The 23,138-nt window shown below is 71.8% G+C and carries 19 protein-coding genes and 2 pseudogenes; 9 read left to right on the top strand and 12 right to left on the bottom strand.

Going from position 1 to position 23,138, the window contains the following annotated elements; all coding sequences use genetic code 11:
- Nucleotides 1-32: 32 nt before the first annotated feature.
- On the bottom strand, nucleotides 33-614 hold the full coding sequence (locus A3IC_RS0117855) for an NUDIX domain-containing protein (protein WP_245599339.1): 582 nt from the start codon (nucleotides 612-614) through the stop codon (nucleotides 33-35).
- A 348-nt stretch (nucleotides 615-962) separates the two neighbouring features.
- On the opposite strand from A3IC_RS0117855, the gene A3IC_RS0117850 reads away from it, so the two are divergent.
- Nucleotides 963-2,384, top strand: a complete 1,422-nt coding sequence (locus A3IC_RS0117850; protein ID WP_020551412.1) for a DUF2252 domain-containing protein — start codon at nucleotides 963-965, stop codon at nucleotides 2,382-2,384.
- Between the two features lie 159 nt (nucleotides 2,385-2,543).
- On the opposite strand, the gene A3IC_RS55070 is transcribed toward A3IC_RS0117850, so the two are convergent.
- The 3 genes from A3IC_RS55070 to A3IC_RS0117835 form a co-directional block, all read right to left on the bottom strand.
- Nucleotides 2,544-5,087 (bottom strand): ABC transporter permease, encoded by a 2,544-nt coding sequence (locus tag A3IC_RS55070; RefSeq protein ID WP_020551411.1) that lies wholly within the window; start codon nucleotides 5,085-5,087, stop codon nucleotides 2,544-2,546.
- Nucleotides 5,087-5,881 carry an ABC transporter ATP-binding protein gene (locus A3IC_RS55065; RefSeq protein ID WP_040876810.1) on the bottom strand — a complete coding sequence of 265 codons (795 nt, stop codon included), beginning with the start codon at nucleotides 5,879-5,881 and terminating at the stop codon, nucleotides 5,087-5,089. The genes A3IC_RS55070 and A3IC_RS55065 overlap by 1 nt, the downstream gene beginning before the upstream one ends.
- A gap of 723 nt (nucleotides 5,882-6,604) precedes the next feature.
- A complete protein-coding gene (locus A3IC_RS0117835; protein ID WP_026218397.1) occupies nucleotides 6,605-7,498 on the bottom strand; it encodes an NAD(P)H-binding protein in 894 nt (297 codons plus the stop codon).
- Nucleotides 7,499-7,794: 296 nt separating this feature from the next.
- Here A3IC_RS0117835 and A3IC_RS0117830 point away from each other — a divergent pair, with 296 nt between their 5' ends.
- Nucleotides 7,795-8,646, top strand: a complete 852-nt coding sequence (locus A3IC_RS0117830) for a LysR family transcriptional regulator (RefSeq protein WP_020551408.1) — start codon at nucleotides 7,795-7,797, stop codon at nucleotides 8,644-8,646.
- A 114-nt stretch (nucleotides 8,647-8,760) separates the two neighbouring features.
- Here the strand turns inward: A3IC_RS0117830 and A3IC_RS0117825 are convergent, their stop codons facing one another.
- Nucleotides 8,761-9,456 carry an SDR family NAD(P)-dependent oxidoreductase gene (locus A3IC_RS0117825; protein ID WP_026218396.1) on the bottom strand — a complete coding sequence of 232 codons (696 nt, stop codon included), beginning with the start codon at nucleotides 9,454-9,456 and terminating at the stop codon, nucleotides 8,761-8,763.
- A gap of 91 nt (nucleotides 9,457-9,547) precedes the next feature.
- On the opposite strand from A3IC_RS0117825, the gene A3IC_RS0117820 reads away from it, so the two are divergent.
- Together A3IC_RS0117820 and A3IC_RS0117810 are read left to right on the top strand one after the other, a co-directional pair.
- On the top strand, nucleotides 9,548-10,147 hold the full coding sequence (locus A3IC_RS0117820; protein WP_020551406.1) for a TetR/AcrR family transcriptional regulator: 600 nt from the start codon (nucleotides 9,548-9,550) through the stop codon (nucleotides 10,145-10,147).
- 634 nt (nucleotides 10,148-10,781) lie between these two features.
- Entirely contained in the window at nucleotides 10,782-11,750 is a 969-nt protein-coding gene (locus A3IC_RS0117810; RefSeq protein ID WP_158695988.1) for a hypothetical protein, read from the top strand.
- A 21-nt stretch (nucleotides 11,751-11,771) separates the two neighbouring features.
- On the opposite strand, the gene A3IC_RS62390 is transcribed toward A3IC_RS0117810, so the two are convergent.
- The gene (locus A3IC_RS62390) at nucleotides 11,772-12,338 is read right to left on the bottom strand and encodes a GNAT family N-acetyltransferase (RefSeq protein WP_079026511.1); all 567 of its coding nucleotides are present in this window, start codon (nucleotides 12,336-12,338) and stop codon (nucleotides 11,772-11,774) included.
- 364 nt (nucleotides 12,339-12,702) lie between these two features.
- On the opposite strand from A3IC_RS62390, the gene A3IC_RS0117795 reads away from it, so the two are divergent.
- On the top strand, nucleotides 12,703-13,065 hold the full coding sequence (locus tag A3IC_RS0117795) for a MarR family winged helix-turn-helix transcriptional regulator (RefSeq protein WP_020551401.1): 363 nt from the start codon (nucleotides 12,703-12,705) through the stop codon (nucleotides 13,063-13,065).
- 26 nt (nucleotides 13,066-13,091) lie between these two features.
- Nucleotides 13,092-14,546 (top strand): MFS transporter, encoded by a 1,455-nt coding sequence (locus A3IC_RS0117790; protein WP_020551400.1) that lies wholly within the window; start codon nucleotides 13,092-13,094, stop codon nucleotides 14,544-14,546.
- On the opposite strand, the pseudogene A3IC_RS64920 reads toward A3IC_RS0117790, so the two are convergent.
- The 3 genes and pseudogenes from A3IC_RS64920 to A3IC_RS55055 all read right to left on the bottom strand — a co-directional run.
- Nucleotides 14,472-14,780 (bottom strand): annotated as a pseudogene (locus A3IC_RS64920) (MarR family transcriptional regulator); the annotation flags it as partial. The gene A3IC_RS0117790 and the pseudogene A3IC_RS64920 sit on opposite strands and share 75 nt — an antisense overlap.
- Nucleotides 14,781-15,400: 620 nt before the next feature.
- Nucleotides 15,401-16,678, bottom strand: a complete 1,278-nt coding sequence (locus tag A3IC_RS0117780; RefSeq protein ID WP_079026509.1) for a serine hydrolase domain-containing protein — start codon at nucleotides 16,676-16,678, stop codon at nucleotides 15,401-15,403.
- A gap of 165 nt (nucleotides 16,679-16,843) precedes the next feature.
- Nucleotides 16,844-17,431 carry a TetR/AcrR family transcriptional regulator gene (locus A3IC_RS55055; RefSeq protein WP_020551397.1) on the bottom strand — a complete coding sequence of 196 codons (588 nt, stop codon included), beginning with the start codon at nucleotides 17,429-17,431 and terminating at the stop codon, nucleotides 16,844-16,846.
- Nucleotides 17,432-17,499: 68 nt separating this feature from the next.
- Here A3IC_RS55055 and A3IC_RS55050 point away from each other — a divergent pair, with 68 nt between their 5' ends.
- Nucleotides 17,500-18,711: an FAD-dependent oxidoreductase gene (locus A3IC_RS55050; protein ID WP_020551396.1), complete on the top strand. Its 1,212-nt coding sequence runs from the start codon at nucleotides 17,500-17,502 to the stop codon at nucleotides 18,709-18,711.
- Nucleotides 18,712-18,843: 132 nt separating this feature from the next.
- On the opposite strand, the gene A3IC_RS0117765 is transcribed toward A3IC_RS55050, so the two are convergent.
- Both A3IC_RS0117765 and A3IC_RS0117760 read right to left on the bottom strand, forming a co-directional pair.
- Entirely contained in the window at nucleotides 18,844-19,458 is a 615-nt protein-coding gene (locus tag A3IC_RS0117765; protein ID WP_020551395.1) for a dihydrofolate reductase family protein, read from the bottom strand.
- Nucleotides 19,459-19,650: 192 nt separating this feature from the next.
- Nucleotides 19,651-20,184, bottom strand: a complete 534-nt coding sequence (locus A3IC_RS0117760; protein WP_026218393.1) for a DUF1990 domain-containing protein — start codon at nucleotides 20,182-20,184, stop codon at nucleotides 19,651-19,653.
- Nucleotides 20,185-20,572: 388 nt separating this feature from the next.
- Between A3IC_RS0117760 and A3IC_RS55045 the strand changes: the two are divergent.
- Nucleotides 20,573-21,333, top strand: a pseudogene (locus tag A3IC_RS55045) (nucleotidyltransferase domain-containing protein).
- A gap of 89 nt (nucleotides 21,334-21,422) precedes the next feature.
- Here A3IC_RS55045 and A3IC_RS0117750 read toward each other — a convergent pair.
- The gene (locus tag A3IC_RS0117750) at nucleotides 21,423-22,262 is read right to left on the bottom strand and encodes a class I SAM-dependent methyltransferase (protein WP_026218392.1); all 840 of its coding nucleotides are present in this window, start codon (nucleotides 22,260-22,262) and stop codon (nucleotides 21,423-21,425) included.
- Between the two features lie 74 nt (nucleotides 22,263-22,336).
- Here A3IC_RS0117750 and A3IC_RS0117745 point away from each other — a divergent pair, with 74 nt between their 5' ends.
- Nucleotides 22,337-22,984 (top strand): TetR/AcrR family transcriptional regulator, encoded by a 648-nt coding sequence (locus tag A3IC_RS0117745; RefSeq protein WP_020551392.1) that lies wholly within the window; start codon nucleotides 22,337-22,339, stop codon nucleotides 22,982-22,984.
- Nucleotides 22,985-23,138: the final 154 nt, after the last annotated feature.

Here is a 23,138-nt window from a genome sequence, read left to right as displayed (position 1 = left end):
GGCCATGAATCGTGCCCCCGGCCGCTCCCGCCTCATCGGGCCTGGAATCGGCCGGTCGCAACGAATTCGCGGTACATGTCCAACACGACCCGAGTCGGAGGATGCAGGGGCTGCGGCGGCCGATCCCGTGGAAAAAACGCCGCCTCGACCACCTCCTCTTCCTCCGGCCGCACTTCACCGGTCCATCGATGGGTGGCGAAACACATGGCAAAGCAATGGGTCAGGTCGCCGTTGGGATATCTCACGATGTGCACGGCCGGGTCGGAAAGCGAACCGAACGGGATCAAATCCTCCGGCTGCACGGAGAGCCCGGTTTCCTCCTTGAGCTCCTCGATCGCGGTGCCCGCGAAGGTGCTTCCCTCCTCGCAGGCGCCGGCCGGAAACTCCCAGGCGCCGGTGTCCCGCCGGCGTTGGAAGAGACACTCCCCCCGCTCGTTCAGCACCATGACCTGGGCCCCGGGAACCAGCAGCAGTCGGGATCCGAGCTTTTGCCGGATTACCCATACATACGAGCCGATATAGCCCACAGCTCTCCCAGGATCGAAACCGATTCCGCACCTGCCGGGGCCGGGGCCGGGGCCGGCGCAGCGCAGCGCAGCGCAGCGCAGCACCATGGTCGCTCGCGAAACCCGGCCGGTCTCGCGAACGCGAATTCCCGTGCGCGGTCTTTGCCGGCAGGCCCGGGCCGCGCGAAGGTGCGATTCGGCGGCGCGTACCCGCCTGGGCGCGTCGGGGGCGGGTGGGCGTCACTCGTTGGAGGCACCCGGCTCGCCGGAGGCGGTGGGCTCGGGTCTCCTGAGGGGTGGACGGTATGCCGTCCTCGGTTCCGGTCCGGGTGCCGGGTCCCATGCCCGGGTCGATGCGGCCGGAGGCCGTGCCGCCGCCGTGGGTACCGGGTCGGGACGCAGCGGCGGTCCGGCCGGCCGGTGGGTGTGTGTCGATGCGGGTCCGGAGGGCATGTGATGACGTCGAAGGTGGGTACCACCGCGCGCGATACGTCGTGGCCGTCGCCGCGGGAGCGAGCCGATCGCGGGAGGGCCGCGCGGGCGAAGACCCCTCGGTCCAGTCATGGCGAGTACGCGCCGGATCGGCGGCGGCCGGATCCGGTGGATGTGATCGAGGCGCAGTCGGCGGCGCGGGTACCGGAGTTGGTGCCGATTCGCTATGGGCGCATGTCGGAGTCGCCGTTTCGGTTCTATCGGGGTGCCGCCGCGATCATGGCCGGCGATCTCGCGAATACGCCGGCCTCGGGACTTCGGACGCAGTTGTGCGGTGACGCGCACATGTTGAATTTCCGGCTGTTGGCCTCGCCCGAGCGGCTCCTGCTCTTCGATCTGAACGACTTCGACGAGACCTTGCCCGGCCCGTGGGAGTGGGATGTGAAGCGGTTGGCCACGAGCCTGGTCATCGCGGGGAGGGAGAACGGCTTCTCCACTCGGGAGCGAGCGGACGTGGTGCGCGCGACCGTGCGCTCTTATCGGGAGGGGATGCGCCGGTTCGCCGGGATGGGCAACCTGGACGTGTGGTACGCCAAGGCCGATGCGGACCTGCTCCAGGCGTTGGCATCGGGGCAGTTGCACAAGCGTGGGCGCAGGCAGGTATCCCGGGCGCTGGCCAAGGCGCGTAAGCGGGACAGCCTTCAGGCGTTCGGCAAGCTCACCCGCGAAATCGACGGCCGGCCGCGGATCGTCTCGTCGCCGCCGCTGATCACTCCGCTGTCCGAGCTGTTCCCCGACGGGCGGCACAGCGAGTTGCAGAAGCGGCTCGACAAGCTGATCGATCGGTATCGGAGCACGTTGCGAACGGATCGTCGTCATCTGCTCGGTGAGTACACCGTGGTGGACATGGCCCGCAAGGTGGTCGGCGTCGGCAGCGTCGGAACCCGTTGTTGGATCGTGCTGCTGCTGGGACGGGACGGCGGGGACCCGCTGTTCCTCCAGGCCAAGGAGGCCGACGCGTCGGTGTTGGCGGCGCACGCGGGCGCGAGCGAGTACCCGACGCAGGGAGAGCGGGTGGTCGCGGGTCAGCGCCTGATGCAGGCCGCGGGCGACATGCTTCTGGGCTGGGTACGCCAGGATGGCATCGACGGCCGGGAACGCGACTTCTACGTACGCCAGTTGCGCGACGGGAAGGGCGTCGCGGAGCCTTCGCTGATGGTTCCGCGAGGCATGCGCCTGTTCGGCGAGTTGTGCGGCGTGACGCTGGCCCGCGCGCACGCCAGGTCCGGGGATCGGATCGCGATCGCGGCCTACCTGGGCCGAGGTGATGCGTTCGACCGGGCACTGACGAGCTTCGCGGAGGCATACGCCGACCAGAACGAACACGACCACGCGGCCCTGCTGGACGCGGTGAAGTCGGGCCGGGTGGCCGCCCAGGACGCGTAACGGCCACGCTCCGGTCGCGGGCCCGGCACGGTGGGTCTGCCGGGGGCGTCGGCCGGCACCGGGACACCCTGGTCGGTTCGCGAGCCGAGACGCCGCCGCCCCTGCCATCCCGGGGGACGGCAGGGGCGGCGGCCGGCCGGGCCTGGTGGACGGTGTGGGCTATTCCTTGGCTCCGACCGCGTCGATCGGTTCCACGCGCAGGAGGCGTCGGGTGACCGGGGCGACCGAGAGGGGGGCCAGGAGCAGGGCGGCGGCGCTGATTTCGAGGAGCAGCGGGATCGGGATGTACGGGGTGCTCTCGCCGAAGGCGCCCTTGCCGAACGGGACGAGGGTGATCATCGCGATGGTCAGGCCGAGGACGAGGCCGATGACGCCGACCAGGACGGCCTCGCCGCGCATCACGCCGCGCACCTGGGCGTGGGTGCTGCCGATCATGCGCATGAGGCCGAGTTCGCGGCGTCGGGCGACGGTGGACACGATCATGGTGTTGACCGCGGCGATGGTGGCGAAGCCGGCCAGGATGACGAGCATCACCTGGTTGGTCCACTTGTTGGTTTCCCGGGCCTGGTCGCGTTCGGCGGCGTATCCGGCGCGATCGGAGACCGTGGCGGCGGGGTGTTGCCCGGTGACCTCGGCGAGCGCGGTGTCCACGGCGGCGGGGTCGGCCCCGTCGGCGAAGCGCACGAGCAGGCGGCCGTCCATGGCGGCGTCGACGTGGTGTTCCACGGTGGCGCGCGGGAGGGTGACCGCGGCGGTGCCCAGGCCGCGGTCGTAGGTGGCCACGAGCATCGGCTTGATCCTGGTGCCGTCGCCGAGGCGCATCTCGATGGGCTTGCCGACGCGTGCCTTGACCGCGTCGGCGGTGAGCCGGTCCATGGCGACCGCGCCGCCGGGGGGCTGCGCCGCGCCGGGGCGCAGGGCTTCGATGCCGCCCTTGCGGATGCCGAGGTCGAGGACCTTGGCGAGGTCGCTGTCGGTGCCGCCGACGGCCTGGGTGGGGTACTTCTCGAGCGCGTCGGAGGTGGCCATGACCACGCTGGTGGTCAGGATCGAGGTGACCGCGTCGACCCCGGGGATGCGGGCGACGTCGCCGGCGGCGCGGGCGGGGAATCCGGGGCCGGTGACCACGCGGTCGGCGGTCAGGGCGGCCTTGGACTGCTTTTCGCTGTAGTGGTCCTGGGCGGCGAACATGAACATCAGCGTGGTCGCGAAGGCGACGGTGAGGGTGATCGGGGTGATCGCGGAGGCGAGTCGGCGCGAATTGGTGCGGGCGTTGTCGAAAGCGAGTTGCCCGGGGGCGCCGAACAGCCGCAGGACGACCCCGGTGAGCTGGACGAACAGGTGCGCGACGAGTGGGCCGAGCAGTCCGATGCCCAGCATGAAGAGCATGATCACGCCGCTGGCCGCCGCGACCGCCTGGTCACCGCTGACCTTCATCGCGACGCCGGAGAGAACGCCGGCGCCGGCAACGGCGACGATGCCCAGGACGAGGCGGAACCAGCCCACACGGGCCCGTTCGATGCCGGCTTCGCCCAGTGCCTCGGTGGGCTTGGTGCGAGCACTGGCTCGGGCGGCCAGGAGTCCGGCAAGGACTGCGGAGAGGATGCCGGCGCCGACTGCGGCGAGCATCGGGATCGGGCCGATCGAGAGGGTCACGCCGTTCTCGACCATGCCGCGGTCGATCATCTGGTCGAACCACACCCGGGCGAGCAGTGTCCCGGGCAGCAGTCCGATCAGACCGGCGACCAGGGCCACACATCCGGCCTCGGTGGCGATCATCCGGCGGATCTGCCAGGGCGTGGCGCCCACGGCGCGCAGGAGGGCGAAGTCGCGGCGGCGCTGCGCCACGGACAGCGAGGTGGCGCCGGCGACGACGAAGATGGAGACCATCGCGACGACGCCGCCGAAGGATCCGCCGACCGCGGTGAGCATGACCTTGGTATCGCCCAGGCCGGGGTGGTCGACCTCGCCACGCCCGTCGCCGGTGCGGACCTTGACGTCGGCGTCTTTGAGAACCTTGCGCAGGTCGCCGGCGACCTTGCCGGTGGAGGCGCCGTCGGCGAGGAGTACGCCGAATGCGGTCACCTTGCCGGGGTTGCCGGCGAGTTTGCCCGCCTCGGCGTCGGCGACGTACAGGTGGGCTCCCCGGCCCGGGACCACCGCCGCGACCTTGAGGGTTGTCTCCCCCGAGGGGGTGGTCACGCGCAGCGTGCCCCCGGGGGCGATGCCGTTGCCGGCGCGGGCGGCGGCGTCGGTGGTCAGAACCGCCTCGCCGGCCCGTGGGGCCGTGCCGCCCTGGGGGGTGCCGGCCAGGCGGGCGGCGGACCAGGGATGGGCTTCGAGGACGGCGGTGGGGGTCTGTGCGGGGAAGGTGAGATCGGGCAGGACGGTGGCCACCCCGGGTACGGCGGCGATGCGCGAGGCGAGCCCGGCGTCGATGCGCGAGCGCTCGGGCAGCGCGATGGAGACCTCCTCCTTGTCCTCTCCGCTGCCGAAGGTCTTGTGCACGCTGTTCTGACCCGCGACCACGATCGGCGTGTCCGCGTAGCGGCCCGGCGGCACGTGGGCGCGCAGGCCGCTTTCGAGGAAGATCCCGCACATCGTCACCAACGTGGCGGCGAACAGCAGCGCGATGAAGGAGCCGGCGAAGGAGGCGGGCCGAAACCGCACGGAGGTGCGCGCCAGCCCGTTGGTGCGCGGCATCAGGCGGCCCGCCCCTGCGCTCGGGCCGGCTGCGACAGGGCGACCATGCGGGCGGCGACCGCTTCGGGAGTGGGCGCGTGCAGGTGGCCGGCGAGGTGGCCGGCGGCGAGGAAGACGACGCGGTCGGCGTAGGAGGCGGCGACCGGGTCGTGGGTGACCATGACGATGGTGGCGCCGCTCTCGTCGACGGACCGGCGCAGCAGCGAGAGCACGTCGCCGGCGGTGGTGGTGTCCAGCGCCCCGGTGGGCTCGTCGGCGAACAGCACGTCGGGGCGGGTGACCAGGGCGCGGGCGATCGCGACACGTTGTTGCTGGCCGCCGGAGAGCTGGGCGGGGCGGCGGTTGGCGTGCTCGTGCAGGCCGACCATCGCCAGTACCTCCGCGGCGCGGCGGCGGTCGGCGCGTTCGCCGGCCAGGCGCAGCGGGAGCAGCACGTTCTTCTCCACGGTGAGCGAGGGCAGCAGGTTGAACGCCTGGAAGACGAAGCCCAGCCGGGTTCGGCGCAACCGGGTGAGTTGGTTCTCGTTCATCGCGGTGAGGTCGTCGTCGCCGAGCAGCACGCGGCCCGAGCCGGGCTTGTCGAGTCCGGCGGCGCAGTGCAGGAAGGTGCTCTTGCCGGAGCCGGAGGGGCCCATGACGGCGGTGAAGGTGCCCTTGGGGATCTGCAGATCGACGCCGCGCAGGGCGTGTACCGTCTCCGCGCCGCTCCCGTAGGTCTTCACGACCCCTTCGAGCCGTACGGCGGGCGCGCCGCCGGCCGCGGGCGCCGGGCGGGTCGGCTGCACGGGGTGCACGGCATGCGCGGGGTGGTCGGCGTAGGTCGGGTGTCCCGGGTGCGCGGAGTAGTCCGGGCCGCCCTGGGGGTGGCCGTGGTGTGCACCGGCGGCGGGTGCGGCCGCGTACGGGAAGGCGGCGGGCTCGCCGGGGTGCGGTGGGAGGTGGTGCGGTCCGGGTCGGTCCGGGCGCGGGGAGGCGGCGGGCCCCGTATTCGCCCGTCGGTCGCCTCGTTTGCCTCGCCCGAACATGGTGCCTCCCGTAGATGTTTCGACCGTCGAGAAATTCGGCGACCACGACGCCTCGGGGTCTGTGCGACGGATGTCCGTGCCGACCCGGGTGCGGGGCGATCCCGCGTTCCGGCAGCGCGGGGCGCCGGTGGCTCGTCGTGGGTCCGGCGGCGCCGAAGTGGCGCGACCGAAGCTGGATTCGGAGACTCGATCGGTGCTCCGAACCGCCCCCGTGCCTTGTGATCACAACTCTGCCAGGGCATTCGGGGCCGGCCGTCGTGCGACGGGACGAGAATTCCGCGCGGAGGCGGTACCGGAGTACCAGTACCGGAGCCTGGGCCACAGGCCGCCCACGGGAGCGGGCCGGGCCAACCTCGCGGCCGGAGGCGGGGAGGTGTTCGGACACGGGGGCGACGAGGATGTGGGCCTGCTCGGGAGGGAGCGACGTACCGGGCGCGGGAACGGCGGTGCCGGCGAAGCGGTCGAACCGCTTCGCCGGCACGTACTCGTCGGTTATGCCCGGACGGCCGGCACGAGGACGTCGTGGCACCAGCGGCGGAAGTCGGTGGGTGCGGATTCCGGGGTACTGGGCGCGTCGATGCCGTAGCAGCCCTGCTCGTTGAGGGCCTGCACCATGTCGGCGAGTCCCTGGGCCCACGCCTCGCTCGCGCCGTATCGCATCGCCATCGCCTTGTAGTCCGCGGTGCCGGTCTGTTGGACGCGGATCGTCCGCTCCAGCACCTCGGAGGCCACCTGCGCCATGCCCTCCGGGGAGAGGTCGTCGGGTCCGACCACCGGGACGTCCTCCTGGCCGGTCCAGGTGTCGTCGAGCAACAACCCGGCCGCGGTGGCGGCGATGTCGCCGGTGGTGCAGGTGCGCAGGACGCGGTCCCGGGTCAGGGCCAGGTGGAACATGCCCGCATCGCGGATCGATGCGACCTGGCCCAGCAGGTTCTCCATCAGGAACGGTGCGCACAACGCCCGGTAGTGCACGCCGGTGGCCGCGATCGCCTCGTCCGCGGCGAGCGATGCCGATATCTGCCCGGCGTTCTCGGCCACGCCGCGGCCCAGGGTGGAGACGGCGACGACCCGCCGGATGCGCCCGCGCCCGATCTCCTCGCACAGCGGCGCGGTGAAGGCGCGGAAGTGGCCCTCCACGCTGTCGGCCCCCGGGGTCGGGGGCACCAGCCAGAACACGCTGTCCGCGTCCGCACACGCCTTGGTCAGCACGGCGGGGTCGGCGTGCGATCCCTGGACGACCTCCACGTGTGCGCGCACTCGCGGGGACAGGCGGGCGGGGTCGCGAACGATCACCCGGATCCCCGCAGGGGTGCGGTCGGGGGCGTCGAGGAGCCGGTCGAGGACCTGTCGGCCGATCTGTCCGGTCGGGGTGGTGACGACGATCATGAACAACTCCGAGGAGGGAGAGGGGAAGGGAAACGGCATGCTGCGCGGGCTGCTTCGAAGGAAGTGGAAGCCTCGCGGGATGACTTCGAGCCTGCCGCGTGCGGCGCCGGAACTGAAGGATCGTCCCGCTCCCGCTTGTTACCCTCAGGGCAATACCGTGGGCGGTACGGGCAAAGCCCCGGCGCCCGACGAACACTCGCGGCCATCCACACCATTCGCGGACACCCCACGACACCGACCGACACTCCGACGAACACGCCACGCCCCCGACGACCACCGAACGGACGGTCCCGAGCATGGAATCCCGCCCGCTGCGCTACTTCGTCGCCGTCGCCGAGGAACTCAACTTCGCGCGCGCCGCCCAGCGACTGGGCATCTCCGCACCGCCGTTGTCCCGCGCGATCCGCCGCCTGGAGAGCGAACTGGGCGTCACCCTCTTCGAGCGAACCACCCACAACGTGACGCTGACCCCGGCCGGCACCGTGCTTCTCGCCGAGGCGCGGATCGCCCTGGACGCCCTCCTGGCCGCCGGGCGCCGGGCCCAGCGCGCCGCCGATCCGGAGCCGAAACTGGTCCTGGCCGTCAAGGCCGACGGCGACGCGGGCCTTCTCGAGCCGATCCTGGACCGCTACGCCCGCGAGCCCGGCGCCGTACCGCTCGCCGTCCGGCTGTGCGGGTGGCACGAACAACCGCGGCTCCTGCGCTGCGGCGAGGCCGATGTGGCCCTGGTCCACGAGCCGTTCGACCGCACCGGCCTGGACGCCGAGACGCTGACCGCCGAACCGCGCGTGGTCGCCCTCGCCGCCGGCCACCCACTCGCCGACCGCGACCACCTCTCCCTCGCCGACCTCGGCCTGCACGCCGGCGAGCTGCACCGCTTCCTCGACGAGATCCGCCGGGAGACGCGTGACCTGGCCCAACTCCTCGCCCTGGTCGGCCTGGGCCGCGTGGCTCCCCTGCTCCCCGCCTCCGTCGCCACCCGCTACCCGCGCTCGGGCGTCGTCTACCGCCCGGTCGCGGACGCTCCTCCCGCGATCCTCGCCATCGCCTGGCCCCGGCAGTCCCGCTCCACCGCGACCGCCGCCCTCATCCGCACCGCCACCGCGACGGCCGCCACCATCGGCGACCGGCCGGCCGATCAGGGCTGACACCCAACGCGGCTGCCGAGACGAGTGGTTGCGGAATCCTCGACCCTCGCGTTCGAGCGGCCCGGCGGCGAAGGAGCGGTGCGGGCGGGCGCGGCGGGGCTCAGAGCCCGAGGTCTACCACGGGACGGTCTCGCCGTGGCGGTCCAGGAACTGCAAACCGGGGGCGCCGATCTGCGCTTCGAGGACGTCGACGACCGCCGGGATGCTCTCCTGGGGGATCAGTGGCGCGTCGAATCCGCCGAGCCGAGTCCGGTTGTGGCCGGGGTCGATCAGCAGCTTGGTGTGTCCGTCGTCGGCATGGCGGGTGGTGTAACTGCGCATCAGCTGGTTGAGCGCCGCCTTGCTGGCCTTGTAGAGCTCGTAGCCGTCCTCGGTGTTGCGCGAGATGCTGCCCTGGTCGGACGACATGACCGCGACGGTCCCGCCGGGCGCGACGAGTCCGCGAAGGGCCTCGACGGCACGCAGCGGGCTCAGCGCGTTGGTGATCATCACCTCGGTGAACATGTCGGTCGGGACCTGCCCGATGGGCAGATTGCCTCGGTCGATCGCGGCGTTGACGAAGAGCAGGTCGAGTCGACGGCCGTCCAGGCGCTCGCGCAGAGCGGACAGCTCCGCGGGGCTCGTCATCTCCAACGACTCGATCTCCAGCCGTCCGTTCCAGGTATCGGCACTCGCCTGCAACTCGCCGCCGCCTCGGCGCGTCGTGGCGATGACCTGCCAACCGCGTCGGGCGAGTTCGTCGACGAGGACGAGCCCCAATCCTTGAGAGGCTCCGATGACCAGGGCTTGGCGGTCGGACGTGACGGACACGGGAACTCCTTCGTGGTGGGGGGACTCAGTCTAGACGAGTCGTTGCGTCTAGACTAAAGCATGAGGGGCGGCGGCGGGTATCGTGTTTCCCATGTCCGTCACGAGTTCTCAGCCCCGCCGGCCGCACTCCGGCAGCCGGCGCGACGAGGCCGCACGTCTGGCCGTGCTTCATGCCGCGGACGATCTGCTCGCCGAACACGGCTTCGGCGCACTGACCGTCGAGGCGATCGCACGCCGTGCCGGCGTCGCCAAGCAGACGATCTACCGGTGGTGGCCCTCGAAGGTCGAGATCCTCCTCGACACGCTCATCGAAGACAGCACCAAAAGCCTCCCCGTCCCGACGGACAAGCCCACGGCGGAGAGCATCCGCGGCTACCTGCGCCGCTTCGCGCGATTCCTCACCCGCGACCCTGCCGGCAAGGTCCTGCTCGCGCTCATCGCCGAGGCACAGCACGACCCCGAAACGGCGAAGAGCTTGCACAAGCGCTATCTCGATCCACGCCGGCAGCAGGAGCGCGACATGCTCGCGCGCGCCATCGAGGCCGGCGAGGTCTCGCCCGGCCTCGGCCCCGATGCCACGATCGACGCCCTCGTCGGCCCGATCGTCTATCGCGCCCTGACGGGTGCGAGCATCCCCCGCGGTCTGGTGGACACCCTCGTCGAGGACCTGCTCAGACCCCGCTCGGATTGAGCGCCCACTCGGCCGTGCGCCGGCCCGACACGATCAGGAAAGCGCGAGGCCGCCCGGCGCGGCGGCCGAAAGTGCTCACCGGTCCTCGGCGTAGGGCCTGGTGATGCGTGAGCCGGTCGTGGTTGGCGGCGGCGTACTGCCACAGGTGGGGCGCGCGCGGGGCATCAAGCGTGGGCGGCGGCGGCAAGGAGTCCGACTCCGAGGGCACTTCGGGTGACGACGCACGGGGCGAAGCCGGTGACGCTTCCGGTCGGCGCCTGCTGTGACCGGCCGCCACGGAGCAGTTCGACCAGGTGCTCCGGAACCGGCCGTGGGATCCGTGCTTCGGCCGCGCCGGGGTACCCCGGCCGCTCGTCCATCGGGTCGATCCTGCGGACCACGTCGGTCCCCCGCCCGGGGGATCGGCCCGGCCGCGGAGGCTGATGTGGTCGACCGGCGGGCCGCTGGAGCATGAGTCGTCTCGTTTCCGGACCCGGAGGTCGCCGTGGCCGTCCCCGCAACAGCACGAACGGATCGCAGGAAGGCGTCGCCGAGGCCGGCCCGGTCCGGGTGGTCGCGGCGATGGCCCGGCTGGGCGCCCGGCGCGGCGGCGACGGGGAGCGTGGTGTACGCCGCCGTGCAGGCGACGTGGGCCGTGACCGGAACGACCGTGCCGTGGACCCGGCACACCGCGTACGCACCGCTCGCCCAATGGCTTCTGGCCGGCCTGGCCGTCATCGCCGGCGCCGCCGCCCAGGCCACCCGGCGGCCCCTGCGGGGGCGCGGCCGACGGGTGGTGGGCGGTGTGTTGGTCGTGGCGACGCCGGTGCTCGCGGTGGGCATGCTCGGCCTGCCCGCGTACTTCGTCACCCTGGTGGCGGGCTCGGGCCTGGAGAGCGCCACCGGCCTGGCCCACGAGTTGCTCGGTGCGGCCCTGACCGCCCTCCTGGTGCTCGTCGGCCTGGCCCATCGCCGGCGGTCGGCCGGCGCGTGTGCGCGCTGCGGGCTGCGGCACTCCGGCGGGTACGACGTCGCGCTCGTGCGTCCCGGTGCCTCGACCGCCGCCCGGCGCACCAGGAGGGCGGTTTACCTGCTGATGTGCGGGCTGTTGCCGTGGGCCGTGACCAAGACCGTCTGGACACTGGGCGGCGACGCGTTCGGCATCACGGCGGAGGAGTGGAGGCAGTCCGACTCCGACGGATCGAAGGTGGTGGAGGCGCTCGCCGCGGTGGGCATCGACGTCACCGTGTTGGCGGCGGGTGCCGGCGTCTTCCTGCTGACCGGGCTGCTGTACCCCTGGGGTCAGGTGTTTCCGCGCTGGATACCGGTTCTGCGCGGGCGTCGGGTGCCGCGGTTGCTGCCCCTGCTGCCCGCTTGGTCGACCGGCCTCGGCCTGTCGGTGTACGGGGTCTTCCTGACCGTCTACGCTCCGCTCGCCGCGCTCGGCGTGGTGCCGGCTCCCGAACCCGACGCGGATCTGGGCGCCAGCCGGTCCGACACCCTGTGGTTGGTCGCCTTCGGTGGCCTGGCCTTCGGCGGCCTGGGCCTCGGCCTCCTGACGGCTGCCCGCTCCTATGCCGCCCGAACCCGTCCCGTGTGCGCCACCGCGAATGTCTCGGCGTGAACGCGCCCGGCGCGGAGCTGCTCAGCAACCGCCGCCGGGGCCCTCGCCGACGTACACCGCGAGCTCGCCGTCCTCCGGGTCATAGCGGTCGGACAGTCCCTCGAAGCGCAATCCCGCCTTCTCGGCGACCCGCGACGACGCGACGTTGGCGGGGTCGATCAGCGCGACCAACCGCGGCAGGCGGTGGGCACGCGCATGGGAGATCGCGGCCTTGGCGATCTCCGTCGCGTAGCCCTTGCCCCAATGCGCCGCCGCGAGATGCCAGCCGATCTCGTACTCGTCGTCCCGATCACGGAACGGCCGTACGAACACGTCGCCGACGAAGGTCTCGGACCCGGATGCGCCGTCCGCGGCGAGGACCGCCCAGAAGCCGCAGCCGACACCGTGCCCGCTCACCGCACGCCAGCCGGGGATGTCCTGCGCGATGACCGCGAGGTCGGCGGGCGACTCGTCCCCGGTGAAGCGCGTCACCGCGGGGTCGGCCCACATCGCGAATGCCGCCGGGGCGTCGCCTTCCTCGAACTGCCTTGCGTACAACCGGGAACTGCGAAACACCACGGGCCCTCGGGGTGCCCTCACCGCGACCATGCGGGCAGTGTAATTGTCCTGTCTCGACAAGGCTGACGTAGCCGCTCGCGCCCGAGCCGGGGTGCGTCTGGTGGAGTGAGACAGCTTGGCTCCGAATCGTCCCGACGATCGTGACGCAGGTCGGGCCACGGGCTTGTCCAACGATACGACGCGGCTGTTCGGCCTGGTCGGGGTGGAGGTGGTCGGCGTCGAGGTCGGCGCCGACGACACTCGCCGAACCCTGATCTAGATGCATAAAGGATTCATATAAATCTGCTATGTTTCAGCCATGAGTCGCCGAGACGCCGCGCACGACGCTTCCGATGCCATCGGGTCAGCCCTCTACGGTCTGGCCACGAGGGCCGTGAGACGCCTTCCCCGCGACATGAGCCTGACGTCCGCCGCCACCTTGGCCACCCTGGACAAGACCGGCCCGCGACGGATCACCGATCTGGCGGTGGCCGAGGGCGTCACCCAGCCCGCGATGACCGTCCTGGTCCGGGTGATGGAGGAATCCGGGCTGGTCGAGCGGAAGGGCGATCCGTCCGACAAGCGGGTCACGCTGGTGTGCCTGACCGAGGCCGGCGCGTCGTACGTCCGGACGCGACGCCAGGCGGGCGTCGACGCGTACGCGCGGTTGATCGACGAACTCACCGGTGACGAGGTCGAGACCTTGGCAGCAGCCCTTCCGGCGCTGCTGCATCTGGCGGAGCTCGAAAGCCACGCCCGAGGGGAGTCGGACCGGTGACCGCGGCCCAGGCTCATGACCAGCCCATGAGCACTGCCCCGATACGTTCCGAGGCACGTCTGCTGGTCCCCGCCCTGATGTTCATCGCCCTGGTCGTGGCAGCCGTCGCCAGCCTCGGGACGCCGCTCATCACCAGCGTGGCGACCACGTTCCACGTCTCCCTCGACAGCGCGCAGTGGACGCTGACCATAGCCCTGCTCAGCGGCGCCGTCGCCACACCCGTCCTCGGCCGGCTCGGAGCCGGTCCGCACCGGCGGGCCACGATTCTCGCCACGCTGGCGATCGTCGTCGTCGGCAGCGCGCTCACCGTGCTGCCGCTGCCGTTCGCCTGGCTGCTCGTGGGCAGAGCGGCCCAAGGCGTCGGACTCGGTCTCACGGCGCTGTTGATGGGCGTGGCTCGCGACCATCTTCCCGAGGAGCGCAGCGCGGCCACGATCGCCCTGATCTCAGTGGTCTCCATCATCGGAGCCGGCGTCGGCTACCCGCTGGCCGCGCTGCTCGCCGAGTTCGGCGGACTGCGGGCCGCCTACGGCCTCGGCCTGCTCGTCACCGCCATCGCCTTCGTGACCGCGTGGCGCTCCATGCCCGCAGCTCCCGAAGGCCGCTCCGCGCACGTGAACGTGGCCGGTGCGCTCGTCCTGGCGGGTGGACTGCTCCTCGTCCTGTTCCTGGCCGGCGAGAGGAGCCTGTGGAGCCGACACCTCGCCGTGGCGGTGACCCTTGCCGTCGCCGCCGTAGTCCTGCTCTGCGTCTGGACCGTTTCCGAACTGCGAACCAAGACGCCCCTGGTCGACGTCCGGGCGGTACGGCACCCGGCGGTCGCCGGGGCGAACATCGCCATGTTCGTCGGCGGGAGCGGCATGTACCTCCTGCTCACGCTCATCACCCGCTACGCGCAGACGCCGCGCAGCGCCGGCTACGGCTTCGGACTGACCACCTTCGTGGCGGGGCTGGTCCTCATCCCGTTCTCCGTGCTGGGGTTCGTCGCCGGCAAGCTCACGCCGCGGGTCCGCGAACGGATCGACGGCCCCCTGCTCCTGGCCGGCAGCGCCGCCATCGTCGGCGGCGGGTTCGTCCTGTTCGCCACCGCCCGGTCCAACCTGGCCGAACTGCTCGCGGCCATGGGCGTGCTGGGCTTCGGCGTCGGCAGCTTCTCGGCCGCCATGCCCGGCGTCATCCTGGCCGTCACCCCCAAGAGCGAGACGTCGAGCGCGATGAGCTTCAACTACGTCGTCCGCAGCGTCGGGTACTCCCTGGGCAGCGCCATCGGCGGTCTGGTCCTGGCCACCGGCACCGCCACGGGCCGCCTCTTCCCGAACGACGACGCCTACACGACCGCGGCGCTGGTCGGCGTCGCCGCGATGGCGATCACGACGATGGCCGGCCTCGCCCTCGCCCTCCGACGCTCACCCGAGACCAATCCGATCACGGCCCCAGTCGGTGTGCCGGGCCCGGGCCGGTCGAGTCGAACCGGAAGCTGAGGATCGAAGCCGTCCGACTTCGACGCCCCGGGCGGCCCGTACCGCAGTCTCCTCCCCCGGCGGCGTCAGCCGGAGCAGCCGTCCCCGGCGGTCCTCCGGGTTGTCCTCGCGGGCCACCAGGCCCATCGCCTCCATCCGGTCCACCAGCCGGGTCGCCCTGCCGGTGGTGAGCACGCGTTCCTGGGCCAGGTCCCGCATCGACATACCCGGCGCACCGGCCCGGCCCAGAATCAGATCATGCCCTGCCTGACCTTCGAACCGGAGGCCCGGGCCGCGTGCGGCCGATCTGTCGGGCGAGTTCACCGAGCCGGCACGATCGCCGCATCGGCTGGACGCGAGCGGCCTGCGGATTCCCGACGGCTGGCGCGTACTGATCGACGCGTACGAGCGGGAGGGCCTCGAACTGGTCTCGCACGACCGGCGCTTCGCACAGCCAACGGTCGTCGCGCCACCCCCGCTGCCGACCTCGCCGGCTCAACCGGCGCCGACTCGGGTCGACCCCGCCACATCCGAACCGGCGCCACCGGCCCCGGCCCACGTCGATCCCACCGCATCCGAACCGGCGTGGGCACGGTCCGGCGATCACGACGACGAACTCGTCGATGCCGAACGCCGGTTCGTCGGCCTGTCCCCGACCGGTCGGCAGGCCGCGGCCAAGGCCGGTGGCGCGCCGGCCGTGCTCGTCGTCTACGCCCTGTTGTTGCTCGCGGTCCTGGCCGTGGTCGTCGTCATCGTCGTCGCGGTCGCCCGCGAATGACACCCGGCGGGACCGCTTCCCCGTTCCGCTTCGCGGTTCCCGCCGTCCTCGTCCGTCGATGGATTGCCGCCGGCCTCGGGGGCGCCTGGTCGGCCGGCTATCGCCCGATCGAGCCGGCCGCCTCCTCTTCGGGCAGCGCAGCGGCGGCGTTCGACGCGCGCGGCTTCGGTGTCACGCCGCAGAACGCCGACTCCAGGGTGTCGCCCAGGACCGTGTTCACGGTGCCGTTGTTGGTGGCGTTGGCCACCGAGGTGACGCTGCGTTTGCCGTCACGGGTGGTGAACGCGTAGGTGTAGTAGCCCTGCACGGTACCGGTGTGTCCGTAGACCGAGATGCCGCAGGAGAGGTCCCGTCGGCGCAGGCCCAGCCCGTAGAAGCGGGCGCCCGAGGAATCGCTGGGGGTCATCCGGAGCATCTCCTCCAGGAGATCGGCGCGCAGCAGTCGGCCCCCGAGCAGCGCGGAGACGAACCGGTCGAGGTCGCCCGGGCTGGAGATCATCGCACCGGCGGACTGTGCCCAGGAGACGGTCTGCTCGGTCGAATCGACGAGCGGGGCTCCCGCCTCGTCCGGGGTGAGATAGCCGCGGATCCGCTTCCCGGGAATGGTGGTCTCCGGGTGCACGTACGTGGTGTCCCGCAGGCGCAGGGGGCGGATGATGCGCCGCTCGTACTCCTGCTGCACCGACTGCCCGGTCAGCTTCTCGATGAGGGCGCCGACCACGACGAAGTTGGTGTTGGAGTACTGGTAGGTGGTCCCGGGCACCGCCGTCGCGGAATGGGCGGTGGACAGGTCGATCAGCTCACGGAAGCCGAAGACCTTGTCGCGTACCGCCTCGAACCCGGGGACGGTCCGAGCGAACATGTCGTTCGAGTAGTCCCACAGTCCGCTCCGGTGCGTCAGGAGGTGGCGCACGGTGATCCGGGTGTCCGGCAGGACGCCCGGCAGGTATCGATCGACGGGCGCGTCCAGGTCGACGGTGCCCGAGCCCACCAGTTGCATGAGCACCACGGTGGAGAAGGTCTTGGTCACGCTGCCGATGCGGAAGCGGGCGTCCGTGTCCATGCCCGCGCCGGAGGTGGTGTCGCTCACGCCGGCCGTCGCGCGATGGACGGTGCGGCCGTCGTCGATCCGGGTCATCGCCCCCGGAGCGCCGGCCGCGAGTGTCCGGGTCAGGGCATCGCGCAGTCCCGCCAGGTCCGGCGCGGGCAGCGTGGTCGTGCTCCCCGGCCGGGCGGATGTCCCGGCCTCCGCCCCCGGCGTCTCGGCCGCGGTCGCGGGCCCGGCGGTAACGACCAATGTCAGTAAGGCGGTTGCCGCGGCGGCACGTGTCACCGAAATGCGTCGCAAAGCATGACTCCCATGTTCTCCGGACATTCACGGCCGGGACTTCGACGCCCGCCGAGCGCGCCACGACGCGGCCGAGGCAGCACGAAGCGCACACGATCGATCGCCTGGGCTCACGAAATCCCGTCGACCCGAAGGTAGTCGATCGCATATCGACGCCCGACCACACGACGCGCCGAATCGAAGCCGAAGACGTCAGCGCGCCGACGCCACGCCGGCGACCATGGTCTGCGCCAACGCCCGGGTCGTCGCCGCGTTCACCGCGCCCGCCTGACCGGTGACCAGGGTGTACAGCGCACCGCCGAACAGCGTGATCAGCGTGGCGACGTCCTCACGTGTCGTGTGCAGGCCGAGCGCGCGGTGTTGGTCCAGCGTGAAGTCGACGGCTCCGGCCTTGATGCCGTCCAGTGCCTGTTGCAGGGCCGGGCGGCGGGTCGCCTCCAGGGTGAGTTCGTACACCGCGAGGTAGCGCGCGCGGTGGGCGGTGGCCGAGAACTCCAGCGACGCCCCGATCAGTGCGACGAGGCCGTCCCGGTCGATCGGCCCGAGAACGAGCCCGTGCGCGGCGGCCATGTCCGCCTGATGCAGTTCCACGACGCGCTCGGCGGCGGCGGTCAGGAGCGCGTCGCGGCTGCGGAAGTAGTTCGAGGTGGTACCCGCCGGCAGTCCGACGGCCTCGTCGACGGCGCGGTGGCTGAGGCCGTGCACTCCGGAGCCGGCCAGAACCTCGATCGCACCGTCGGCGATCGCACGCCGTCGTTCGAGGTTGGGTGGGGGTGCCATGCGGGCAGCTTACCAAGGCTCTGATAGTACTATTCACGTAGTGATAACTCGTTTACGAGGAGGCACACGTGAAGGTATTGGTGATCGGGGCCGGCATCGGCGGACTCGCGCTCGCCCGGGCACTGCTCGCGGACGACCACGACGTCACGGTCTTCGAACGCGCTCCCGCCCTGCGAGTCTCCGGCGCCGCACTGACCCTGTGGAGCAACGGCACCGGCGTACTCGCCGACCTGGGTGTGTCCCTGGCCGGCGTCGGCGCACCGATCGACCTGCTCGAACAGCGCGGCTGGGACGGGCGGGTGCTGATGCGCATCGACGTCTCTCGCGCCGCCGACGCCTACGGCCTCCCGCACATCGCGCTGCCCCGTCGCCGCCTGATCGAGCGCCTCGCCGACGAATTGCCGACCGGGACGGTGCTGTTCGACAAGGCGTGCGTGCGGGTCGCGCAGCACGCGGACGGCGTACGGGTCGACTTCGCCGACGGCACCACCGCGACCGGCGACCTGCTCGTCGGCGCGGACGGCCATCGCTCGGTGGTGCGCGACCACCTGTGGGGCGCGGACCCGACCAGGCCGAGCGGATGGGTCACCTGGCAGGGGCTGAGCCGGGTCGACATCGACGTCGCCTCCTCGCGCCGGGGCCTGATGATCGTCGGCCCCGAGGGCATGTGCGGCCTGATGCCCGCGGGCGAAGGGCTGCTCCAATGGTGGTTCGACGTACGCCGGAGGCCGGATGCGGCCCCGGTCACCGACCCGCTCGCCGCGCTCCGCGACACCTTCGCGCACTGGGCCTCCCCCGTACCCGACACGCTCGCCGCCGTGGCGGAGGGGGAGGTGGAGTTCTTCGCGCACTACCGCCACAAGGTCCCTCGCACGTGGGGTCGCGGCCGGGCGACGGTACTGGGCGACGCCGCCCACACGATGCCGCCGACCATGGCTCAGGGCGCCAACCAGGCCCTGGACGACGCCTGGGTCCTGGCCCGGGCGCTACGCCGTACGGCCGACCGCGATCCGGCCCTCGCGATACCCCGGGCCCTGGCCGAGTACGAACGCTCCCGCTCCCCCCGCGCAGCCCTCACCGCCCGACGGGCCGGACCGGAAACCACGAACAAATACCTGCCGACCCTGTTCCGCCTGATGCCCGACCCACTGATCAGCCGCTACTACACCCGCTGGCTGCGCCAGGTCAGCGCCTACCTCTCCGACCGCCCCACCCCGCCCCGATCCCGACCGACAAGGACACCGGCACCGGCACCGGCACCGGGCGGCACGAACGCGTGACCGGGCCGGGCCGGCGAACTCGCGGACCCGCGCCGCCGGGTCCGCGAGTTCGCCGGGCGCGACGACGACCCCGCGCCCCGCTCGGCGCCCCATCGTCCGTGCCCCGCTCGCGGCGCGGGCTGCCCGGGTGTGCTACTGCTCGGGGCGGGCGATGTGCGCCTTGGCGTCGGCGTAGGTGGCGTCGGCGGGCGACTCGGTCGGCGCGTAGACGAGGTGGAGCACGCCGGTCCGGAACGCCTCGGACGAGATCAGCCGCAGCGGGATCGAGGTCTCGCCCTCGTCGAACAGGCGCATGCCCGTGCGCACGGCGATCGGGTGAACCAGCAGATGCAGCTCGTCCAGGAGGCCGGCGGCCAGCAGGCGGCGGACGACCGAGATCGAGCCGCTCACCGTGATGTCCGCGCCCGGCCCGCTCTTCAGGGCGGTGACGGCCGCCACGAGGTCGCCGTCGAGTTGCTCGGAGTTGCGCCACGTGAACGCGAGTTGCCGCCGCGACACAACGATCTTGCGTACATCGCCGAGTGCCTTGGCGAAGCCCGCGTCCTCGCCGCCGGCCGCCTCACGCTCCGGCCACGCCCCAGCGAAGCTGTCGTAGGTCTTGCGGCCGAGCAGGACGGTGTCGGCCGTGTCGAACATCGCGCCGACGGCTGCGCCCATCTCGTCGTCGAAGTACGGGAAGTGCCACTGGTCGGGCGCCTCCACGACCCCGTCGAGGGAAATGAACAGGCCGGCGGTGATCTTCCTCATGACACTCTCCAGATCGATGTCACAGTGGGTGCTCCCGGCGGTGGGTGCCCGCGGTGAGTGAACCCCGTCACCGAATTGGACACCCCCGACGCCCGGAACTCATCGGTGGCACGCAGACGCATGCGCGCGCCACCGTGCGGCCCCGGTGCGGATGGGTGGGCCACCGCCGCGAGGCCCGCGCGTCGGCAGCCGTCAGCCGCCTCGCGGTCGCGTCGTGTCGGCCAGTCGGCGGCCTGCGGCAAGGTAGCGGGTGGTCACGCGGTGCTGGATCGCTCGGGCGGCGGGGCTGCCCAGGTACGACCACCACGTGCCGGGGCGGCTGAAGGCGCGGACGGTGAACCACACGACGTCGTCCGGGTCGCGGTCGACCACGAACGCCTCCTCGCCCGACTCGGGATGCCCCCGCAGCGTCCCGTACGCGAAGCCGGCCCGATCCGGTTCGTCGACCACGCCGACCACCCGACACGGCGCGCCGAAGCGAACCGGGCCCAGCCGAAGCGTCGACGTCACCTCGGCGCCTTCCACGACGCGGTCCGCGTCGGCTCGCACTTCCAACCCCGCCCCGCGCAACACTTCCCACCCCAGCACACCGTCCGCGACCCGCCGGAACACCTCCGACCCCACGCCGACCCGAACACGACGTTCGACGTGGTGGTATCCGCGCGGCATCGGCGCGGCAACACGCAACGTCGCACCGACCTCGGGGTATGTCAGGGGCTCAGGCATGCCCCCATTGTCCTCCCCCACCGCTCCCACACCGACGAGCGGCACCCGGCCGGGGGCTCACCGCCCCGTGGCCAGGTGAGTGAGCAGGTACTCCGCCGTGCGCGGGGCGGTGTCCTGTGGGTCTCCCGGCGTGGCCAGGACGGCACTGAAGCGTGTCGGCGCAGGCACCGACCGTGGTTCGCCCGGAATCCCGGACAAGCCGGGAGCGACTCCCCCGCCACCAGCGGGCCGTGCTCGTATCCCTTGATGTACACCGCGTATGCTTCGCAGCGGCCACCGACGGCTCGATCCGGTGATCGGTGTGCGGGTTCGGGCGGTTGCGGAACAGGGCTTGGAATTGTCGGGTCCCGGTGGAAGAAGGCGCCGTCTCGGAAGGCTCGTCGTGCCGTTGGACATCGATTTCGGTCAGCTCTCGGGGATCGTGGCCGAGCAGCCGGATCCGCTCGTGTTCGCCACCGTGTCCGGCGCGCACTTGTACGGGTTTCCGTCCCGGGATTCCGACGTCGATCTGCGTGGCGCGCACGTGTTGCCGCCGGCCGAGGTGGTCGGGTTGCGCGAGGGCGAGCAGACCCGCGGGCGGATCTGGATGGCCGACGGGGTGGAGAACGACCTCGTCACGCACGATGTCGGCAAGTTCGTGCGGTTGTTGTTGCGCCGCAATGGCTATGTCCTGGAGCAACTGCTCTCGCCGCTGGTCGTGCACACCACCACCGCGCACGCCGAATTGGTGGCGCTCGCCCCCAAGTTGACAACTCGGCATCACGCGCATCACTACGCCGGGTTCGCCCGCACCAGTCACGGCTGTTCCAGCGGACCGGTGAACTCAAGCCGCTGCTCTACACGTTCCGGGTGCTCCTGACGGGTATTCACCTGATGCGGTCGGGACAGGTGGTCGCCCATCTTGGTGAACTGGCCGACCTGTGCCCGGATGCCGCCCCCGCGTATCTCGGCGACTTGGTGGCCGCGAAGCGCGAGGCCGAACACCGGTCTCTGGGAGCGCTGGTCGCGATCGAGGCGGTGCGGGCGGATGTCGAACGCCTGCGTGCGGTACTCGACGCCGCGCAGGAGTCGTCTCCGCTGCCGAACCGCCCCGAGGGGCACGATGAGCTCCACGAACTGCTGGTACGGGTACGCCTGTCCGGTCTCTGAGCCGTCGCCGACTATTCGAAGCCGGTACCCGGGTGCGCGTTCTGTCCCAGCGGCTACGGCGCCGGGCCGCCGACGGTGGTGATGGTGCGTCACATGCCGGGGCGCGCAGCGGGTCGCGTGGTGGTGACGGCCATCGTCGTGTAGCGCATCGGGAAGCTGCCGCCCAGTACGTCGATGGCGGCGCCGACGCCCTCCGACACCTTCGCCATCGTGTCCGGCGGGAGTTGGGTGAAGGCGCCCAGAGTGGGCATCTGGTCCAGCCACATGTCCCGGCTGTAGGTCCACTCCCAGTCGTATCGCCACTGCTCCGGTTCGCCGAACCCGTCCCCCGCGCGGATTCCGTCGGCAACCTTGCCGGACATCACCCGGTATGCGTCGAGGGGTTCCTTCGTCATCGCCTCGATGTCGAACGGCGCGTCGGGCATCACCCGCCGACAGACGTCCACGACGGCATCGGCCACGTCGGGCGGGAACCCGAACACGTTCCAGAACAGCGCCAACACGCCTCCCGGGCGCAGCACTCGGGCGGCCTTGGCCGCCCCCGCGACCGGGTCGATCCAGTGCCATGCCTGGCCGGCGACGACCGCGTCGAACTCCCGGCCGCCCGGGTCCCAGTCCTCGAACGTGGCCACGTCGATCTCGCCGCCGAGTCGCCGCGCGAGGTCGGCCATCCGGGCGTCGGGCTCGACGCCGAGCACTCGGCAGCCGAGCGCCTGGAACTGTCGGGCGGCGATTCCGGTGCCGCAGCCCACATCGAGGACGTCGGGGCCGGGGGCGGCGGCGACGATCCGCTGCACCAGGGCGTCTGGATAGCGGGGCCTGGCCCGGTCGTAGCGTTCGGCGTCCGCGCCGAACGACCGTGCGACCCGGTGGCGTCCAGGCGACTCGGATCCGGGGAGCGGGGCTCGACCCGGCGGTATAGTGGGCATGCGCCCACTATGAGTGGGCGATCGCCCACTCGTCAACCGAGTGGGCCCACGATGGAACGAACGAGGGATGCACGGTGCCGACAGGGGTAGCCATCCGCGACGCGCGCGAGCAACTGTTCGACGCCGCCGAGCGCGTCCTGCTTCGGGACGGACCGAGCGCGCTGACCAGCCGGGCGGTCACCACCGAGGCGGGCTGCGCCAAAGGCGTCCTGCACCGGCACTTCGCCGACTTCGACGACTTCCTCGCCGAACTCGTGCGCGACCGCATCACCCGGCTCGACCACCGGGCCGCCACCCTGCACGACGCGGTCGGTACCGGCACCGTGGCCGACAACCTCACCGACACCCTGCGGGACCTGTTCGGATCGGTCGCCGTGGCGATCGTCGGCCTGGTCATCTCCCGCGACGACCTGCGCACCCGGCTCCGCCGAAGCACACCCACCGGCATCCCGATCCTGACGGAAGCCACCGCCGCGATCGCCTCCTACCTCACCGCGGAACGCGCCCTGGGCCGCATCGGGGCCGACACCGACGTCGACACCCTCGCCCCCGCCCTGATCGGCGCCGGCCACATGCTCTTCGCCGACCGAAAGGGCACCCCACCCGAGGCGGCAACCGTCCACAAGGTCGTGACCGCGGTCATCGCCGGCGCGCTGACCGACGCACCCCCGGGAACGACCGGCGCACCCGCTCGCGACGCCTTCGTGCGCCGCGCGCGGTAGGCACCCGCCACGACCGAGCATCGACGATCACGACCGCATCGCACACGGCGCGCCGCGCCGGCTGTGCCATGTTCCGCGCCACGGATCGCGAAGACCCCACCCGGCAACGCGACAGGCAGCGCCACGACGGCAACCACGATCGCAATGGACAACC

Source organism: Embleya scabrispora DSM 41855, assembly GCF_000372745.1.
GTDB lineage: Bacteria > Actinomycetota > Actinomycetes > Streptomycetales > Streptomycetaceae > Embleya > Embleya scabrispora.
The sequence above is the reverse complement of the archived record's forward strand: the minus strand, read 5'-3'. Positions and strand labels throughout refer to the sequence as shown.

Coding starts and splice junctions, on each gene's coding strand:
- A3IC_RS0117820 (WP_020551406.1), top strand. CDS start 9,548: ATGTCCGTCACGAGTTCTCAGCCCCGCCGGCCGCACTCCGGCAGCCGG.
- A3IC_RS0117760 (WP_026218393.1), bottom strand. CDS start 20,184: ATGCCTGAGCCCCTGACATACCCCGAGGTCGGTGCGACGTTGCGTGTT.
- A3IC_RS55055 (WP_020551397.1), bottom strand. CDS start 17,431: ATGGCACCCCCACCCAACCTCGAACGACGGCGTGCGATCGCCGACGGT.
- A3IC_RS0117855 (WP_245599339.1), bottom strand. CDS start 614: ATGGTGCTGCGCTGCGCTGCGCTGCGCTGCGCCGGCCCCGGCCCCGGC.
- A3IC_RS0117835 (WP_026218397.1), bottom strand. CDS start 7,498: ATGATCGTCGTCACCACCCCGACCGGACAGATCGGCCGACAGGTCCTC.
- A3IC_RS62390 (WP_079026511.1), bottom strand. CDS start 12,338: ATGGTCGCGGTGAGGGCACCCCGAGGGCCCGTGGTGTTTCGCAGTTCC.
- A3IC_RS0117795 (WP_020551401.1), top strand. CDS start 12,703: ATGAGCCTGACGTCCGCCGCCACCTTGGCCACCCTGGACAAGACCGGC.
- A3IC_RS0117765 (WP_020551395.1), bottom strand. CDS start 19,458: ATGAGGAAGATCACCGCCGGCCTGTTCATTTCCCTCGACGGGGTCGTG.
- A3IC_RS0117830 (WP_020551408.1), top strand. CDS start 7,795: ATGGAATCCCGCCCGCTGCGCTACTTCGTCGCCGTCGCCGAGGAACTC.
- A3IC_RS55070 (WP_020551411.1), bottom strand. CDS start 5,087: ATGCCGCGCACCAACGGGCTGGCGCGCACCTCCGTGCGGTTTCGGCCC.
- A3IC_RS0117750 (WP_026218392.1), bottom strand. CDS start 22,262: ATGCCCACTATACCGCCGGGTCGAGCCCCGCTCCCCGGATCCGAGTCG.
- A3IC_RS0117790 (WP_020551400.1), top strand. CDS start 13,092: ATGAGCACTGCCCCGATACGTTCCGAGGCACGTCTGCTGGTCCCCGCC.
- A3IC_RS0117850 (WP_020551412.1), top strand. CDS start 963: ATGACGTCGAAGGTGGGTACCACCGCGCGCGATACGTCGTGGCCGTCG.
- A3IC_RS0117780 (WP_079026509.1), bottom strand. CDS start 16,678: ATGTCCGGAGAACATGGGAGTCATGCTTTGCGACGCATTTCGGTGACA.